At 70.3% G+C, this 13,813-nt stretch carries 20 protein-coding genes and 1 pseudogene; 14 read left to right on the top strand and 7 right to left on the bottom strand.

All coding sequences use genetic code 11. The annotated features are described in order from the left end of the window. The 3 genes and pseudogenes from ACH4EB_RS37945 to ACH4EB_RS37935 form a co-directional block, all read right to left on the bottom strand. Positions 1-246, bottom strand: a pseudogene (locus ACH4EB_RS37945) (hypothetical protein); the annotation flags it as partial. Positions 247-275: 29 nt separating this feature from the next. Continuing rightward, the gene (locus ACH4EB_RS37940) at positions 276-584 is read right to left on the bottom strand and encodes a hypothetical protein (RefSeq protein ID WP_398353062.1); all 309 of its coding nucleotides are present in this window, start codon (positions 582-584) and stop codon (positions 276-278) included. After that, entirely contained in the window at positions 571-1,194 is a 624-nt protein-coding gene (locus ACH4EB_RS37935; RefSeq protein ID WP_398353060.1) for a DUF6668 family protein, read from the bottom strand. The genes ACH4EB_RS37940 and ACH4EB_RS37935 overlap by 14 nt, the downstream gene beginning before the upstream one ends. A gap of 217 nt (positions 1,195-1,411) precedes the next feature. Here ACH4EB_RS37935 and ACH4EB_RS37930 point away from each other — a divergent pair, with 217 nt between their 5' ends. From ACH4EB_RS37930 to ACH4EB_RS37915, 4 genes are read left to right on the top strand one after another with little or no spacing between them, the layout of a single operon-like run. Beyond that, a complete protein-coding gene (locus ACH4EB_RS37930) occupies positions 1,412-1,993 on the top strand; it encodes a helix-turn-helix domain-containing protein (protein ID WP_398353059.1) in 582 nt (193 codons plus the stop codon). Positions 1,994-2,000: 7 nt separating this feature from the next. Next, a complete protein-coding gene (locus ACH4EB_RS37925) occupies positions 2,001-3,086 on the top strand; it encodes an NlpC/P60 family protein (protein ID WP_398353058.1) in 1,086 nt (361 codons plus the stop codon). Beyond that, complete coding sequence (locus ACH4EB_RS37920) at positions 3,083-3,730, top strand: hypothetical protein (protein ID WP_398353057.1); 648 nt, start codon at positions 3,083-3,085, stop codon at positions 3,728-3,730. The genes ACH4EB_RS37925 and ACH4EB_RS37920 overlap by 4 nt, the downstream gene beginning before the upstream one ends. An 8-nt stretch (positions 3,731-3,738) precedes the next feature. Further along, entirely contained in the window at positions 3,739-4,620 is an 882-nt protein-coding gene (locus ACH4EB_RS37915; protein ID WP_398353056.1) for a hypothetical protein, read from the top strand. 54 nt (positions 4,621-4,674) lie between these two features. On the opposite strand, the gene ACH4EB_RS37910 is transcribed toward ACH4EB_RS37915, so the two are convergent. Continuing rightward, positions 4,675-4,908 (bottom strand): hypothetical protein, encoded by a 234-nt coding sequence (locus ACH4EB_RS37910; RefSeq protein ID WP_398353055.1) that lies wholly within the window; start codon positions 4,906-4,908, stop codon positions 4,675-4,677. Continuing rightward, positions 4,905-5,102, bottom strand: a complete 198-nt coding sequence (locus ACH4EB_RS37905; RefSeq protein ID WP_398353054.1) for a hypothetical protein — start codon at positions 5,100-5,102, stop codon at positions 4,905-4,907. The genes ACH4EB_RS37910 and ACH4EB_RS37905 overlap by 4 nt, the downstream gene beginning before the upstream one ends. A 295-nt stretch (positions 5,103-5,397) precedes the next feature. Here ACH4EB_RS37905 and ACH4EB_RS37900 point away from each other — a divergent pair, with 295 nt between their 5' ends. The 4 genes from ACH4EB_RS37900 to ACH4EB_RS37885 all read left to right on the top strand — a co-directional run bounded on the left by ACH4EB_RS37900 (position 5,398) and on the right by ACH4EB_RS37885 (position 9,445). Further along, positions 5,398-6,288, top strand: coding sequence for a ParA family protein (locus ACH4EB_RS37900; RefSeq protein WP_398353053.1), 891 nt, complete (start codon positions 5,398-5,400; stop codon positions 6,286-6,288). Between the two features lie 583 nt (positions 6,289-6,871). Continuing rightward, positions 6,872-8,248 carry a hypothetical protein gene (locus tag ACH4EB_RS37895; protein ID WP_398353051.1) on the top strand — a complete coding sequence of 459 codons (1,377 nt, stop codon included), beginning with the start codon at positions 6,872-6,874 and terminating at the stop codon, positions 8,246-8,248. Between the two features lie 116 nt (positions 8,249-8,364). Continuing rightward, a complete protein-coding gene (locus ACH4EB_RS37890; RefSeq protein WP_398353050.1) occupies positions 8,365-9,084 on the top strand; it encodes a hypothetical protein in 720 nt (239 codons plus the stop codon). 76 nt (positions 9,085-9,160) lie between these two features. Further along, positions 9,161-9,445, top strand: coding sequence for a hypothetical protein (locus tag ACH4EB_RS37885; RefSeq protein WP_398353049.1), 285 nt, complete (start codon positions 9,161-9,163; stop codon positions 9,443-9,445). A 102-nt stretch (positions 9,446-9,547) separates the two neighbouring features. Here ACH4EB_RS37885 and ACH4EB_RS37880 read toward each other — a convergent pair whose 3' ends face one another. Beyond that, positions 9,548-9,769, bottom strand: coding sequence for a DUF397 domain-containing protein (locus ACH4EB_RS37880; protein ID WP_398353047.1), 222 nt, complete (start codon positions 9,767-9,769; stop codon positions 9,548-9,550). Then, positions 9,766-10,623, bottom strand: coding sequence for a helix-turn-helix domain-containing protein (locus tag ACH4EB_RS37875; RefSeq protein WP_398353064.1), 858 nt, complete (start codon positions 10,621-10,623; stop codon positions 9,766-9,768). The genes ACH4EB_RS37880 and ACH4EB_RS37875 overlap by 4 nt, the downstream gene beginning before the upstream one ends. 457 nt (positions 10,624-11,080) lie before the next feature. On the opposite strand from ACH4EB_RS37875, the gene ACH4EB_RS37870 reads away from it, so the two are divergent. The 6 genes from ACH4EB_RS37870 to ACH4EB_RS37845 all read left to right on the top strand — a co-directional run bounded on the left by ACH4EB_RS37870 (position 11,081) and on the right by ACH4EB_RS37845 (position 13,740). Next, the gene (locus ACH4EB_RS37870) at positions 11,081-11,536 is read left to right on the top strand and encodes a hypothetical protein (RefSeq protein WP_398353046.1); all 456 of its coding nucleotides are present in this window, start codon (positions 11,081-11,083) and stop codon (positions 11,534-11,536) included. Between the two features lie 585 nt (positions 11,537-12,121). Beyond that, on the top strand, positions 12,122-12,508 hold the full coding sequence (locus ACH4EB_RS37865; RefSeq protein WP_398353045.1) for a hypothetical protein: 387 nt from the start codon (positions 12,122-12,124) through the stop codon (positions 12,506-12,508). A 206-nt stretch (positions 12,509-12,714) separates the two neighbouring features. Next, entirely contained in the window at positions 12,715-12,903 is a 189-nt protein-coding gene (locus tag ACH4EB_RS37860) for a hypothetical protein (RefSeq protein WP_398353044.1), read from the top strand. After that, on the top strand, positions 12,900-13,043 hold the full coding sequence (locus tag ACH4EB_RS37855) for a hypothetical protein (RefSeq protein ID WP_398353043.1): 144 nt from the start codon (positions 12,900-12,902) through the stop codon (positions 13,041-13,043). The genes ACH4EB_RS37860 and ACH4EB_RS37855 overlap by 4 nt, the downstream gene beginning before the upstream one ends. Further along, entirely contained in the window at positions 13,040-13,375 is a 336-nt protein-coding gene (locus ACH4EB_RS37850) for a hypothetical protein (RefSeq protein ID WP_398353042.1), read from the top strand. The genes ACH4EB_RS37855 and ACH4EB_RS37850 overlap by 4 nt, the downstream gene beginning before the upstream one ends. A 14-nt stretch (positions 13,376-13,389) precedes the next feature. After that, the gene (locus ACH4EB_RS37845; RefSeq protein WP_398353041.1) at positions 13,390-13,740 is read left to right on the top strand and encodes a hypothetical protein; all 351 of its coding nucleotides are present in this window, start codon (positions 13,390-13,392) and stop codon (positions 13,738-13,740) included. Positions 13,741-13,813: the final 73 nt, after the last annotated feature.

Genomic DNA, 13,813 nt, shown 5'->3' with positions numbered 1-13,813 from the left:
AGCCGCCTGCGGGATGCTCTGATCGGCGTCTGCCAGCGCCGGGCAGGAGCCGCTGGCTCCGGCCGGGGGCGCGCTGTGGCCGCTGCCCGGGGCGGGGCCCGGGGCGGCGCCCGCATCGCGGGATTCGCCGCCACCGGCGATCACCGCCACACCCAGGACGGCCACGGCCAGGACAAAACCGAGCGCGGCCAGGAACCCCGGGCGGGTCCAGGGGCTGCGCGGCGTAGTGGCGTGTGTGTCTGTCATGTGTACTTCCCCCACGGTGGCCTGCGGCCCTAGGAAAGGATCATGCCGACGAGGCCGGACGCCGAGCCGGCCAGGAAGCAGGCCCCCAGCACCCAACCCAGGCTGGTGGCGTGCTCGCCGCCCTCCCCTCGGCGGTGGCTGATCGCCATCTTCGCCGCGCAGGTCAGCACGCCCAGCACGCAGGCGAACGAGACGCCCCAGGCCACCCACCTCAGGATCGTCAGCAGCTTTTCCGACCCGGGCGGCGCCTGTCCGGCCCCCGGGTTGGGCGGCGCCGCAAGCTCGATCATGTGATGAAGGGTGCCCGCGTGGGCGGACACCAGGTCAAGAACGGCCATGAACAGTACCTCCGATGGTCTGGGCCAGGTCCCGGCCGAGCACGGCGACCTGGCGCATGGGGTGGGTGTGGGGCGGCTCTCCGCAGCGCCAGGCGTCCGACCAGGGAATGTCCCATAGACGGGGCACCCCTCCGGACACCAGCCGCTGAAGATCTCTGAGCGCCTTGGGCGGGCGGCCCGGGGCGTCGGCGACGACGACCAGGCCGAGCAGCTGTACCCAGGGCAGTGCCCCGGCGGCCCACTGGCGGGCCGCCTGCTGGGCGGCAACCAGGCCCGCGTGATGCGAGCGGGCCACCAGAAGCACGGGGGCGCGTACGTGGTCTATGGGCGCGGGCCACAGGCGTTGTGCATCCGTGCCGCCGGGTAGCGCCTGCTCCAGGGTGGTGACACCCGCGCCGCCGTGGCAGCCCAGCAGCCACCAGGAACCCGGTGTCAGTGGAGCGCTGTAGCGTGCAACGGGCAGGCCCGTTACGGAGGTTACCGCTCCGGGCTGGGGCCGCAGCGGGCCGGTGACTGCCGACGGGTCCGGGGCCGGGGGCTGCGGCCGGGAAACCGGCGGGGCGGTCTGTTGCGTCGTAACCCACGTATTCGCGGGTGTCTCTCCTGTCACGGAACCCCCCCTTCTTACGTCCGTGGATGATGGTCAGTGTAGCTCTGAGTACGTATTTGTACACGGACGTTGGTCCAGTCCGCTATCGTCTTTCCCGGGTAAACAGCGCCATCAGTCGGTTTAGGGAACGCGTGTGCACCACATGGCCACCGAGGGGGAGGGAGACCAGTGATAATCCAGTGTCAGATTGGATCGCGGAGGCCGAGGGACGACGGGCGTGCAGCTGGAGAGCTACGGCGACGTAATGACGGTCGAGGAGGTTGCGACGGTCATGCGGGTGACGCCCCATCACGTCCGGCTGCTGTGCCGGGAGGGCGACCTACCCGGCGCGTTCAAGTGGGGGCGGACCTGGCGCATTCCGCGGGCCGCCGCCGAGGCGAAGATCAGCGGGCAGCGGTATACGCCCGACGGGCCGCTGTTCGGGGCGTTCCCCGAGGTGATGACGCCGCGGGAAGTCGCCGACGCGATGCACTCACACCCCCGCCAGGTGCGGGCCCTGGCCGACGCGGGACAGCTGCCCGGCGCCTTCAAATGGGGCCCGGTCTGGCGCGTGCTGCGCAGCTGCCTGGAGGCCCTGGCCACCGGGCAGGCCACGCCGGCAGATCCCCTGGCCGCTCTACCGGACACCCTGACCACGCGCGAGGTGGCCGCTGCCATGCGCACCAGTCCCCGCCAGGTCTGGGAGGCCGCCCAGCGCGGCGAACTGAAGGGGTTTCGTGTCCGCCGCGAGTGGCGGTTCCTCAAGGCGCCCATAAGGGATCTGCTCCTGCGGGCGGCCGGGGGCGCGCACCCGGGGTGAAAGCCCGATGAGCGGCACAGCCTCCCGCACGACCACCCTGGCTGCGGCCAGCGTCGGCGTGTGCGGTGCGGCCCTGATGTCGCTCTTTCTGGTGATCGTGAGCGCCGCCAGCGACGACGACGCCGCCGTTGACGACGGTATCGGCGGCCCCGGCATGCTGCTGGACACCAAATCGATTCCGCCGCAGTACCGCGGGTGGATCGCGCGGGCCGCCCAGTCCTGCCCGCAGCTGCCCGGCCCTGTCCTGGCCGCGCAGATCGAGGCAGAGAGCAACTGGCAGCCCAACGCCCAGAGCCGCAACCCCGGCACGGGCGCGGTAATCGCCCAGGGCATCGCCCAGTTCATCCCCGCCACCTGGCGCACCTGGGGCGTGGACGCGGCCAGCAAGGACGGCACCCCGAAGCCGGACGGCGTCGCCGACCCGTTCACCCCCGGGGACGCCATCATGACCCAGGCCCGGTACGAATGCTGGCTCGCTAAGGAGATCAAGAGCTACAAACTGCCCGGCGACCAGCTGAGTCTGACCCTGGCCGCCTACAACGCGGGCCCCGGCGCGGTGCAGAGCCACCGGGGCATACCGCCCTACCCCGAGACCCAGGCGTACGTCGCCAAGATCCTGAAGCTGGCGGACAAGTACCAGGCCGGCGCCATCAACGAAAGCAACCAGACCAGCGCGTTCGGCGTCCGCGTCGCCGCCTACGGCAAACGCTGGCTGGGCACCCCCTACAGCTGGGGCGGCGGCACCGTCACCGGCCCCGGCACCGGCTTCGCCCAAGGCGCCGGCACCCGCGGCTTCGACTGTTCCAGCCTTGTGCAGTACGCCGTTTACCAGGCCAGCGAGGGACGAATCACCCTGCCGCGCACCTCCCAGGTCCAGGCCACCCAGGGCAAGCCGGTCAGCCGCTCCGCCATCGCCGTCGGCGATGTCGTCGCGTTCGCCCTCCACGGCGGCGGTGACTACGACCACATCGGCATCTACGTGGGCGCCGGCAGATTCGTGCACGCCCCGAAAACCGGCGACGTCGTCAAAATCTCGTCCCTGAACGAGCCTTACTACAGCTCAAAACCCCAGGTCATCAGGAGGTTCGGATGATGCGCCGTCACCTTCCCGCCGCGCTGTGCGCGGCCGCGGTGCTCGCCCTGGCCGGGTGCAGCGCGGGCACCGACCCGGGCGGCCGCGCCGACCCGGCCCCGCACCCCAGCACACCCCCGGCCACCGGCACCGGGCCCTACCCCGAACCGGCCCGCACCGCGCCCGCAGCACCGGTTCCCCGGGGCGCCAGCGGCACCCCCAAGGCCCCCGCCCCCGCCCCCGGCGACATCGACCGGCAGGACGCCGATGCCGTGGCACGTGGCGCGCTCACAGCCATGTGGACCTCCGACACCGCTCTCGACACCTCCCCTCAGGACGCCATCGCGCGGGCGGCGCGGGCCGGATGGTGCACCCCCGCCTACGCGGCCCAGCTCACCAGCCACACCCCCCGCGCCGCCCCCGGCGCGCAGTGGGCCGAGTGGGCCCGGCACCGGGCCCATACCACCGTCAAGGCCGCCGCGACCGCCGAAGCCGGCCGCCCGGCCGACACCCCCACCACGGCTTACCGCCAGTACACCCTGACCATCACCCCGCACGGACGCGACAACTGGAGCGGAACGCCCGTCACCGTGACCGTGTTCGCCGAGCTGACCCGCACCGCCGCAGGCCAGCCCTGGCAACTGGCCGCGACCACCGCCCAGTAAGGAGGACCATGACGGACGACACCACGCGCGCCACTGTGCCCCGGTGGCCGTGCTACCGGCTCACCGCAGCCGACGACGGCACCGTGACCGCCGACGGCCCCGGCATCGAGGCCGGGCCCTACACGGGCCAGAACCAGGCCGCGGCCGCCGTCGCGGCCCTGGCCGCCCAGCTCACACGGCCCGTCCGGGCCGAGGCCAGCGACCCGGACGGCACGGTATGGCCCCTGATTATCGAGCCCTCCGGCACTGTCACCGCCGACGGCCCCGCACGCCGCGACACTTCCCGCCGCCGCAAGGCCACCGCCCGCCGCCCGCAGGCACCCGCCGGGCCCGCCCCGGTGCCCGCACCCCGCAACGAGCCCGAACCGCCTCCGGCCCGCGCGGCCGAACCGACCCAGTCCCCCCGGCCCCCCGCCCCGGCGGAACCCGCCCGCCCCGCCCCGCAGCCGGCCCCCAGTTTCTTGCGCATCCGGCCCCTGGAGCAGGCCGGGGACCTGGACGGCGCCGCCGACCTGGCCGCCGAGCTGGACGACGCCACCGCCCGCACGCACGGCCCCAGCCACCCCGAAGCCGTGCGGGCCCGCGAAATCCGCGCCTACCTCAACGTGCAGCGCGGCGACCTCACGGCCGCCGCGCACCTGTACCGGGACGTCGCAGAACGCCAGTTCCACCAGGGCGACCATCCGGCGGCCGCAGAGTCCGCCAGCCGCGCTCACGCGCTGTGGCTCCAGGTCACCGACGTGACCGTTGCCGTCGGACTGGGCACCGCCATCATCCGCATGCGCAGTCTGATTCCCGGCCAGGACAACACCGCCTATCACAAGGCAGTCCGGCACCAGGCCCGCCTGGAGGCGGCTCACGCCGGGTCAGAACCACTGCCCGGCGACTGACATCAGTGGGGGGGCGGAGCCGGCCGGGCTCCGCCCCCCCACTGATGTCACTTCTCAGCCGGACCAACCCGTGCCCAGCACCGCGGCGGCCGCCCACCGGTCCGTGAACACCCGCTCGCCCGTCTGCGCATCCACCCCCAGCGACGCCGCGAACACCACCACCGGATCGCCCGCCGACCTCTCCCACGCCAGGTCAGCCACCGCCTCCCGGGGAAGGCCCATCACCCGGCGGACCGCGGCCGATGCCGCCTCAGACTCCCAGTCCTCAGTCTCCGCACGGTAGGTCACCGGCCCAGCACCCCCACCGCGACCGCCAGCGCGCACAGCCCGTCGTCCGCCGACGGACGCGGTGCCGGAACCGCCAGACGGCCCGTCACCTGTCCCACCGCGACCAGCGTCGGCCCGATGGCGTCCACCGGTACCGCGCGGGCCAGCAGCAGACTCGTACGGCCGTCCGGCCGCCTCTCCTCTACCCTGAGCATTGATTCCCTCCAGGGGATCGAGGCCCTGGACGACGGGACGCAACCGACGACGCCGAGGGCCGACTACGAGGGGCCGGGCCACGAACCCGGCCCCTCTTGTGGTTCTAGTGTATCCAGTAGATCTACTGGATACACTAGAACCAGCAGATCCATACGAGTGACTGGATGCGTAGGATCTGCCGTATCTGCCCGCAGTGGAGGATGTAGTAAGGCAACGTCGTCCCAACGCTGAGCCGGGCACCCAGTAGATCCAGTAGATCTGCTGGATCTGTCAGAGCTACTGGAGGGTGTGGATATGCCAGATCTGAAGGATCGCACCGATCCAGCGGATACCGGTCCGAAAGTCCTGGCGCGGGTGGACTTCACCCACCTGACGCCGCTTGACGATGACGCCGCCGTGGTTGCCGGGTGCATGCAGAAAGGGGGAGTGGGCAAGACGGAGACTGTGAAGGGCCTGGGGGACAAGCTCAGCGCCCCCGACAAGCCGGCCGAGACGCCGCCGCTGCGTGTCCTTTTCGTTGACATGGACCCCAACGGCACACTGTCCGACGGGGTAGGAATCGAGGACGACCCCAGCGCGAACGGAATCGCCAGCATCATGCTTGGCGAGAGCGACGGCTCCGCCCTGGATCTGGTCTACGCCGTCACAGACAACTTGCACATCATCCCGACACGTGACGACCTGTTCAGCCTGAACGACAAGCTAGCGGGCAAGCGGGGCCGCGAACTGCGCCTGTGGCGAGCGCTCCAGCCGCTGCTGCGGTACTACCACGTAATCCTGATCGACTGCGAATCCAACCTGGGTTCTGGCACCGACAACGCCCTGTACGCCACGACGAAGAGTAAGCGCGGCGGGGTGATTGTTGTGGTGCAGTACGAGGGCCCGTGTATGCGGAACTTCGAAATTCTGCTGGACCAGATCGAAGCCCTCGAAACAGAGCTGGAAGTGAAGGTTCGCATCCTGGGGTGGTTCGGCAACCTTGTTGGGGGGACGAACGTCAACAAGAAATTCAGGAAGGAGTTCGAGGCGTTGCCCCTGGACAAACTCGGCGAAATGCCCGTCCGGGTAAAGATCAAGGAAGCGTGGGATAAGGATCTGCTGTTGAGTCAGTACATGTCCCCCGCCTACGACGCGAATTACATCTATGGAGAGTTCGCCAAGAGGGTGCGGGAGCGTGTGGCGTGACGGGAGATCCGCTTACGAGGGCCGAGAGGTTGGCGCAGAGGCTCAAGGACCGCGAGGGCGGGGGCACGCAGAAGGATTCCGCTGAAGAGCGGGACGGCGCCCCCGGCGCATCGCAGCTTCCCGGGGAGCTGCCCCCGGACGCTGCGGCTGCTGAGGAGCCGAAGGACACCCGCACCAAGTTCCAGGCATATGTACTCCGCTCCGTCCAGGACGAAGCCAAAGCAGTTGTCTACTGGACGAACAACCGCCCTGGTGGATACGCCAGCCTCACTGAGCTTGCCGAAGAGGCTCTTAGCCGGGAAATCGAGCGTATGCGCGCGGAGTTCACGGGCGGCGAGCCCTTCCCACCCATGCCGCCCGGCCAGAGACTGCCGACCCGGCCGTCCCGCAGGAACCAGTAGATCCATCACCGGCAGTAGATCTACTGGATACATCAGATCGGAAAGAGAGCCCCGGGGCCTCTACAACCACGAAGACAACCCCAGGGCTCACCAAGGAGGAAAGGACCTCCCATGTACGTCAACAGTAAGGCCCCGGCGAGCTACTGGGGCACACCCGGCCGAATCTCCAAGGAGACGGGCCGATGAGGTACTACACGATGCTTGACGGGTGGGTCTCGGACCACCCCACCACCGCACTCGCGGTCGTCACTTTCGCGTGCGTGCTCGTCGGCATCATTCTGTGCCGCCGCCTCCAGGACGCCGCGCAGCAGGCCCCTGCCGCCAGTGAGGGCGGGAGCCGTCGGAAGTTCAGCGCGGGGACCATCGCGGCCGCGGGTGCGTTCCTCGTGTGCACCTCGGTGAGCCTGAACACCGGCTACCGCTTCACCGACGACGGGTTGGGCATGACCGAGACGCCGTGGCGTCTGCTGTCGTGCGCCGCGTTCGAAATGCTGATCGCCATGTCCGTACTCGGCGCCCGCGAACGCATGGCCTCCGAGGGCTCGCCAGGGTGGTACGGCAGTGCGGTGTGGATTCTCGCGGTCCTGGCCGCCGTTCCGGCGTGGCACGAGGGCGGCGGGATGACGACCGGCACCCTCGTACGCATCATCGTGGGCCCTTTCGGGAGCGCGTTGGCCGCTCACTCCGCTCTTGGGCTAGATCTGCGGCACCGTACAGGCGAGGAATCGCAGACCGCCGCCGCCCAGATCCTCCGCGACCTGCGGGAACGCCTCATGGCCCTTCTGGGGCTGGCGCACCGCAACCTGACCGCCCAGCAGATCACCGAGGGCCGCGCGATGGACCGGGCCGTTGACCTGGCCCACCGCCACCACGTCATGAAGAAGAAGAACGGATGGCGCGGCCTCCGCCTCCAGGCCGCGTTGGCGCGGGCCCAGGACCGGGCCGGGTGCGCGCTGGACGAAGAGCGCCGGGCCATCTACCGGGCCCGCGTCGCCCAGCGCGTCTACGCCGGGCAGATGCACATCACGGAGGCTGATTCCCCGTGGGCGGGCGTGTCGCCCGCGGCCCGTCAGGAGGCCGAGGAGCTGCGGCAGGGCATCGAGGCCGCGGCCGAGGAAGCCGAGCGGAGGTTGCTCGCCGAGTTCCCGTACGAGCCGTACGAGACCGAGCGCCCCGCCGACGCCGACCAGTGCACCGAGCTGCCCACCGTGAGCGTTCTCGGCACCGCGGCGGCCGGCCAGCAGCAGGACCCTCCGCGGATCACCGTCCGTATCGACCAGCAGGAGGATGAGGCCGCCGAAACCGGCGTCCCCGCCGTCGATCCGGAGACAGCAGCGCGCGTCCTGGCCCTGCCCACCAAGCGGGATCAGCTCACTGCCCTGTACGAGGCGTACGTCAGCGCAGACGACGACCGCACCACCAACGCGATCGCGAAGGACTTGACGGCGCGTCTGGCGTCCCTGGGCATCACGTACAGCCGCGGGCCAGCGAACGGCGTGATCCAGGAACTGCGCGACGCGGCCACCCGTACTCCGGCGATGTCGGGCACCACCCAGTGACCGCGCAGCCACGGACCGAGGGGGAGTTAGTGAGTACGGACAGCACAGGTATCCGTCTGCCGTCTCAGCGGACGGCAGAGACACCGGCTGGCGTCTGGCAGACACCAGCCGGTGAGGTGGGCCAGACACTGGAGACACTGGCGCAGACGGCCGAGGAGTCGCGCGAGCGTCTGCGGTTCGTGGCCGCCGTCCGGGACAGGCTCCAGCATGCCTCCCGAGACATCGACCAGGCCCGGCAGGAGACAGCGCGAGCGCGGGCAGAGGCCCGGCGGCACCTGGAGGCGCGGGAGACGGCCGAGGCGGAGACGCGGGCCGTACGACAGGCGTGTCTGCGCGAAGTCGAGGAGGCGCGGGCCGAGACACGGCGGCACCAGGAGGCGCGGGAGACAGCCGAGGCGGAAACACGGACGGCACGGGCGGAGTGTCTGCGCGAGCTGGAGGAGGCGCGGGCGGAGGCCCGGCGGCACCAGGAGGCGCGGGAGACGGCCGAGGCGGAGACGCGGGCCGTACGTCAGACGTGTCTGCGCGAAGTCGAGGAGGCGCGGGCCGAGACACGGGCCGTACGGGCGGAGTGTCTGAGCGCGGTCGAGGAGACGCGGCGGCACCAGGAGGCGCGTGAGGAAGCCGCGGAGCGTGTCCGGCAGGCCGAAGCGGCGAGGGATGAGGCACAGGCCGCCGTCGAGGAGCGTGTTCGCGTGGTCGAGGCTGAGTGCGCCGACCGCATCGCGAAGGCTCGGGAGGAAGCTGTGAAGACCACCGCAGACGCGAAGCCGGCGGCCGCGGCGAACCAGGTGGTGACTACCCGGAAGAAGCAGCGCGGCCGCAAGCGGCGGTGAACACGGCTGGCTGTGTACGCGAGAACGGGAGTCGTTTCGACGCGGCTCAACCCCTCCAAGAAGGAAGGAACCTGCCTTGTTCTACGACCCCGACTTCGTTCCGCCACAGATGATCGTCCGCTATGCCATCGGCGCCCAGGAACGCGAAGCGGTGGTGCTCGCCAACGGGCACAGCTTGGAGAAGCACACCGGACGACTGGAGTCGCTCACCGAGTCACCCGTTCCCAGCGTCACCTATGTGACCTGGCCACTCGCCGGAGGAGGTGCTGTGGCAATCCGGCTCGACACGATCATTGCTCTCGAAGCCCCCGAAGGGGACCGACCAGGCGTTGGTTCTGAGTCAGCGGAGGACTCGGCGTGATCGCCGGGGTCCTCTGCTGCGGTCACAACTCGCGTACATAGCCAACACGGCGGAGGGGGCTGGCCCGACCGGACCAGCCCCCTCCGTCACGTACGCACTTTGTCAGTCTGGCGTGCCCCAGTGGCCCGCCCGGCATCCTGCGACGAATTCAGCGAACGCGGCGCGGGGAAACACCAGAGGCTGGCGGGCCACGACCTTCGAATCGCGTACCGCTATCGCGGACGGGAACTGAGCAATCTCTACACATTCGTTGTCGGCTGCGCTATGGCGGCTCTTGCGCCAGGTGGCTCCGGCGAGCTGTCCGGCCGGCAGGCGGGTTGTCATCGGGAATACTCCTTGCTCATCTTGGCCAGCATTTCTAGTGATGCGGCCGGATCAATCGCCTGCGAACACAGGTAGGCGAATGTCAGTTTGTAGGAACTCAAATCTTCGGGGTTGTCCAGGTAGACGCCCCGGCGGTGCATTTCCAGGTACACGACGGCCATGGTGTTCATCGGTTGCTGTTCGTCATCACGTCCCAGAATCACGAAATGGCCGCCGCCACCCGCCGCGCTCGCGCCGCCGTGGAACGGGAGTACCTGAACATCGACGTTGGGTCGCTGTGCCATCGCGTGCAGGTGGCCGATCTGCTCTGCCATCACCAGAGGGCCGCCTACTTCACGGCGCAACACACTTTCGTCCAGCACTACCCACAGATGCAGGTCCGAGCGGTGTATGGCTTCCTGTCGTTCGAGCCGAGTGCATACCTTGCGTTCTACTTCCTCCGGCTCTACCCGCACCTCGCTCGCCGTGTAGGTGGCCATGGCATAGGCGCGAGTTTGCAGCAGCCCCGGCACCAGACCGCTCGCGTAAACATGCTCGTACGCGGCGGCCCGTTCGATCGACAACAACGGGTCCATCCACGCAGGAACCGCCGGGTCATCGATCCAACTGCCGTCAGCCGGCGCCCGGACCAGCTCCACCAGGGCCGCAATTTCTTTCGGCTTGGCCTGGCACGCTCCGGCGATGCTCCGGACCGTGGGCACCGTACGGGCGCCCCGGTCCTGCCAGGTCTCGTATCTGGCGACCGTCGATTTTCCGCAGCCCGCTTCCTTGGCTACCGCCTCCAGCGTGAGGCCGGCCCGGTCGCGCAGCGCCACGAGGTACTGAGCAAGCTGTAGACGCGCCGCATACCCCATCGATCTCACGTGCTCATGCCCTCACTCCTCGTGTAACCGTCCCCCCAGGTCTGCCCGGTGACGGGGTCCGCAAGCCCACAGGCTACGCGGGCCTCACCCCCAGACAGGAGCCCGTCACTCGTCTGATGGGAATTCCCGCCATGGGACTTCCCGCGATGGGACTTCCCTGTCATGGTGTCCACTGAAGGGCCCTGCGTGCGCAAGTGATCACACACGGTGATCCATCGTCTCCGGCTCTTCGTGCGGATACCGGACGAGTGCGAACGGAGGGCCGCATGGGGCCCAACGACCGTCAACCGCCGTCGTCATGGCTTTCGACGGAGGAATTCGACCAGACCAGGGACAGGGCTCGCGAGCACAAGAAAGCCAGCCAGCGGGCGCAGGACGCGATGCGGAAAACAGTGGCCGCGCTCATCCGCCTTTGGGACGAGGCAGAGGCCGAGAACGGGGGCCCGCGATGAGCGCGTGGCCAGTGGCCGGCGCCGAGTGGCTGGCGTCCGCCCACCCCAGCCCCGAAACGGCCCGGCGCCAGTGGGCGAACCCCGACCGGCGGTGCGCGCTGATCCCCGCCGGCGTCCAGTGGGACGCGATCCGGATCGAACGTCAACTGGCCGTCGAGGTACTGCGCGAGCTACACGTCATGCGGCGCGCCGGTGCACCCGTGCTGTGGGGACTCCGAGAGGGCAGCGCCCGCGCCTACCTCCTCGTGCCCCCCGGCACCGCCCAGACGTGGGACGAGCCTCCCACCCGGGCCATTGGCGCCGGCGGATGGGTCGCCATGCCCCGCCCCGGAGCCCAAAGCCGCGTACCCGACCGGTTCAGGTGGGGCCCCGCCCCCGACGGGTCCGGCTGCCTGGCCGACCCGGACGCCCTCCGCGCCGCCATCCACCGCGCGCACGGGGGGTGTTGGTGAACCCCCAGGCCCACCCGCACCCCGTGCGGCCCGAACTCTCGGCGGTACCACCGCGGGGACTCACCGCTCGCGCCGCGGCGCGCCAGGCCGACGGCCGTCCCTGCACTCGGACGTTTACCCGCTACGACGAAGAGCCCGCCGCCGCCGCGTACCTCCACATATGCGCTCTTACAGCATGGGGGTGGGGCCTGCCCGCCGCGATGGCTGAGGCCCTAGCGGAGATCGTTGCTGACTTGGTGGACAACGCGTTCAGGCACACCATGGGCCCCAATGTCGCCGTGAGCGCGACACTCACCGAATCCCGCGCGATCGTGTCCGTCCAGGACCAAGGTCCCGCACGCGTTTTCCCCTCACCCAGCGAGTACGGCGACGGTCTACGCCGCGTCGAGGCCCGCGCCGATTGGTGGGGACACCACACCACCCCGGACGGCGGCACTCGCGTATACGCGTCGATCAGGCTCCCGCAGGAGTCGTGATGCGACTCCTGCCGCCGGGCGAGTGCACACGCTGTGACGAACTGCGGGCCGCATGGGACGACCCCGAAGCCTTCCGCACCGCGCTCCAGCCCCGCAGAAAGGTCACGCGATGACGATGCCGCCCGACCCCTACACCGCCTCCGACCGCATCCTGTTGGAGGCCGTCCGCGACGGGATCGCCCGATTACGGCAGCACGAGGCCCACCCCGAAGAGCCGGCGGCGCCGCTCACGGCCGCCGAGCAGTGGACCCGCGCTTTTGCCGAGCACCTTCGCGACTCCCCCCACAGCGAGAGCGATCCAATGTTGCTGCCCGATGATCAGTGCACCGAATGTGCCCAACTCCGCGCGCTGTACCGCACGGGCTGTCAGGCCGAGGCCATGACCCTTGCCGCCCAGCACGGAGCCGTACATGGACCCCGGCCGGCGGCGCTGCCCGTCAAGGCCCCCGCGGACCCGGACGCCACGGCCGACGCTGAGACGACGCCGCCCGCCTAGACCGCTCTGCTGCCACCGCGCACTCCACCCGGCGGCAGCAGAGCCGGCGGTCCGGAGGCCCGGCCCCCGCGACCGGACCGCCCCCCCGCCGCCAGCCGGAAGAGGCCCGCGACCCCCGACGCGGACCACCGGTTGGCCAGGCCCCGGACGGCTCTCGCGAGCCGCCCGGGGCCGCTCTCCGTACACACCATGACCATGGAGGAGACATGCCCACCCCCGACCGCAACCAGGTGATCTTTTACGCCGCGTGCGTCATCGGCCAGTCCGTGTCCCAGCTCGACCAGGACCCGCCCCCCGCCGTCCGCAACGAACTGATCGCCTGCCTGGACTGGGGACGCGCGATCGTAGAGGCGGTATGCCCCGAGGCCGTTGCCCTTCTCCGGAGCTCGCAGTGATCGCCCACGAGCACCGGGCCAAGGGCCCCCGCGCCGTCGGTGCGAAAAGCCCCGGCCAGATCGGCCCGTACGGGCCGTACGGCGGGGACCAGGCCGACGAGGAGGACCAGGACCAGGCCGACGAGGAGCCGACCCGATGAGGTCCGTACAGTCCGCGCAGCAGGGCGGTCGGTGGCCCACCCTGCCCGACTGGATGCGCCGGTGCCCCACGTGCCAACAGCACTACGGCGTATACCGCGTCGCGGACACCACCACCCACCTCACGCAGGGCCCCCAGCGTCAGACCCGGGTGAGCACCCACATCGTCGCCGACCATCCCGACCAGGTCCCCGACTACGTACCCGGCTGCCAGCGGTGCGACGAACACCGCGCCACCCCCGGCCACCTCCGCACCGCCGCCACGGCCACCCGCGCCGCAGTCCACCGCGCCGCGCACATCTTCGCGCCCCCGGACCACACCCGCCTCACGTAACCCGCGGAGCACCGATGCCCCACCTGCACACCGTCCCCGGCACCCAGCCCTGCCCCACCTGCACCCAGATGGAGACCACCGCCCGCGACCCCCGCACTCCCCACCCGCAGGCCCACCTGTACGCACTGATCATCCATCGTCTGGACGATCACCACGACGACCCACACCCCCTGCCGGACTGCCCGGAATGCAGGTACTGGACCGCGACCGGCCGGGAGGCCCCGCGCATCGCCGAGCACCTGCTCCACCGGTGGGCCAGCCAGCACTTCATGTGCCACCACCTCGGCATCGCTACCTACACCGGCTACGGATACCGGTACATCGACGCCGCGCCAGCCGGCGCCCGCCGCGACGCCCGCCCCTGACCCACCCGCCACCAGAGCCCCTGCTCCCCGGCCCTCCCGCCGGACGGGCGGATACGGGATTCCGGACCCGTAC

It is taken from the genome of Streptomyces sp. NPDC018045, from assembly GCF_044327445.1.
Lineage (GTDB): Bacteria > Actinomycetota > Actinomycetes > Streptomycetales > Streptomycetaceae > Streptomyces.
The sequence above is the reverse complement of the archived record's forward strand: the minus strand, read 5'-3'. Positions and strand labels throughout refer to the sequence as shown.

Bases quoted from the DNA above. Each gene is read 5' to 3' on its own strand.
- ACH4EB_RS37925 (WP_398353058.1), top strand. From the start codon at position 2,001: ATGAGCGGCACAGCCTCCCGCACGACCACCCTGGCTGCGGCCAGCGTC.
- ACH4EB_RS37850 (WP_398353042.1), top strand. From the start codon at position 13,040: ATGAGGTCCGTACAGTCCGCGCAGCAGGGCGGTCGGTGGCCCACCCTG.
- ACH4EB_RS37915 (WP_398353056.1), top strand. From the start codon at position 3,739: ATGACGGACGACACCACGCGCGCCACTGTGCCCCGGTGGCCGTGCTAC.
- ACH4EB_RS37875 (WP_398353064.1), bottom strand. From the start codon at position 10,623: ATGGGGTATGCGGCGCGTCTACAGCTTGCTCAGTACCTCGTGGCGCTG.
- ACH4EB_RS37865 (WP_398353045.1), top strand. From the start codon at position 12,122: ATGACGATGCCGCCCGACCCCTACACCGCCTCCGACCGCATCCTGTTG.
- ACH4EB_RS37880 (WP_398353047.1), bottom strand. From the start codon at position 9,769: ATGACAACCCGCCTGCCGGCCGGACAGCTCGCCGGAGCCACCTGGCGC.
- ACH4EB_RS37905 (WP_398353054.1), bottom strand. From the start codon at position 5,102: ATGCTCAGGGTAGAGGAGAGGCGGCCGGACGGCCGTACGAGTCTGCTG.
- ACH4EB_RS37900 (WP_398353053.1), top strand. From the start codon at position 5,398: ATGCCAGATCTGAAGGATCGCACCGATCCAGCGGATACCGGTCCGAAA.
- ACH4EB_RS37940 (WP_398353062.1), bottom strand. From the start codon at position 584: ATGGCCGTTCTTGACCTGGTGTCCGCCCACGCGGGCACCCTTCATCAC.
- ACH4EB_RS37870 (WP_398353046.1), top strand. From the start codon at position 11,081: ATGAGCGCGTGGCCAGTGGCCGGCGCCGAGTGGCTGGCGTCCGCCCAC.
- ACH4EB_RS37860 (WP_398353044.1), top strand. From the start codon at position 12,715: ATGCCCACCCCCGACCGCAACCAGGTGATCTTTTACGCCGCGTGCGTC.
- ACH4EB_RS37895 (WP_398353051.1), top strand. From the start codon at position 6,872: ATGAGGTACTACACGATGCTTGACGGGTGGGTCTCGGACCACCCCACC.
- ACH4EB_RS37920 (WP_398353057.1), top strand. From the start codon at position 3,083: ATGATGCGCCGTCACCTTCCCGCCGCGCTGTGCGCGGCCGCGGTGCTC.
- ACH4EB_RS37845 (WP_398353041.1), top strand. From the start codon at position 13,390: ATGCCCCACCTGCACACCGTCCCCGGCACCCAGCCCTGCCCCACCTGC.